Here is a 1,345-nt window from a genome sequence, read left to right as displayed (position 1 = left end):
GTTTTATGGAGAAAAATTTATGAAAAGTTATACTTTATCAGATGTTGCACAATTAGTTGATATGCATAGTTATGTTATTAATTTTGGTACTCAAGATAATGCCCCTGATGATGTACGGATTAAAACAGCTGAGAACACTCTGGATTTACAATTTACCTCTTCCTACAAGAGTTTTTTAAAAAATTATGGAGATGGAGAAATTGGAGGTGAAGAAATATTCAGTATTTATGAAATCTGTTCTGGTATTCCTGCTGGTGATATTGTTTACCGAAATTTGCTCGATAGAAGAGATGGTTTTACGAACCCCAAACAGTACTTTGATTATAGTCAGTTTCAGGATGGTGAATGTCCGCTCTATCTTAAGTTTCCATCTAGTGATCCTCAGTATTACGCGAGTAATTTTTATGAATTCCTTTGCAAAAGAATTAAGGACCATGCAGGGGAAGTTTCATGAAAACCTATACCTTAGATGATGTTATACAACCAGTTGATAAGTAGAATAATTGCGATTTATTGCTTTTTATGAAAACATTGAAAGAGAAACTGATAACTATAGAGATGAGCAAAATCCCTTTTAATAGACTTTTGTTAGTGTTGTCAGTTTTGTCAGTTAACTCTAGACCCTATATTATTTTTTTTAAATAAGAGAAAATTAAAAACAATATATTTCAATATGTTAATATTTTAATGATACAACCTATATCGACAATACAACTATAAATTCAACTCATAATATATATGTGTCAGTTATCTGTCAGTAAATTGAACTGACAAAATGATTATTTTAGTGAGTGATTAAAACATGTCCTATGAAAGCATGTGATCTTTTAAAGCCTTTTAAAAGACAGTTTATAATCATAAGACATGCTATCAAGATCATTATAATTATGAGTTTTGAAGGGGTTTTGAGTTTTGACGGTTGCTGCTTTTAGATAAAAAAATGGTAAAAAATAAAAACATTATATTTCAAGTGGTTAGTATTTTACAAATCTAAAAAAACAACCCCTATCAACAATACAACCTATGAATTCAACTAATGATATAGGTTTCGAGGGGGTTTTGACAATTTTTGCATCGTCAAAACCTATAAGCCAAATGAATATATGTAACTCTTTTTAAACAGCGTTTTTAAAAACAATAAAGCTATCGTTTGAGATTACGGTATAATCTTTTAAAGACAATCCAAATAAGGGTGTTTAAAAGTGCAAAACTTTTTTTTAGAAGAACGCATATAAACACTTCTTTTAAGATTGTATCTAATCAACTTAACAAAGAGGTATAGATTATAATAGCTATATCCTATACCCCTTATGAGTTATAAGGTCTTATAAGCTTATTCAGTTTC

Annotated in this window: 1 protein-coding gene; it reads left to right on the top strand. The window is 29.3% G+C overall.

What is annotated here, in order from left to right:
• Window positions 1–19: 19 nt before the first annotated feature.
• Complete coding sequence (locus tag NNJ85_RS09610) at window positions 20–454, top strand: SMI1/KNR4 family protein (protein ID WP_254475543.1); 435 nt, start codon at window positions 20–22, stop codon at window positions 452–454.
• Window positions 455–1,345: the final 891 nt, after the last annotated feature.

It is taken from the genome of Bartonella sp. B1098 (genome assembly GCF_944896145.1).
Lineage (GTDB): Bacteria > Pseudomonadota > Alphaproteobacteria > Rhizobiales > Rhizobiaceae > Bartonella.
Note: the sequence above shows the minus strand (reverse complement) of the source record. Positions and strands in the feature narration are given on the sequence as shown.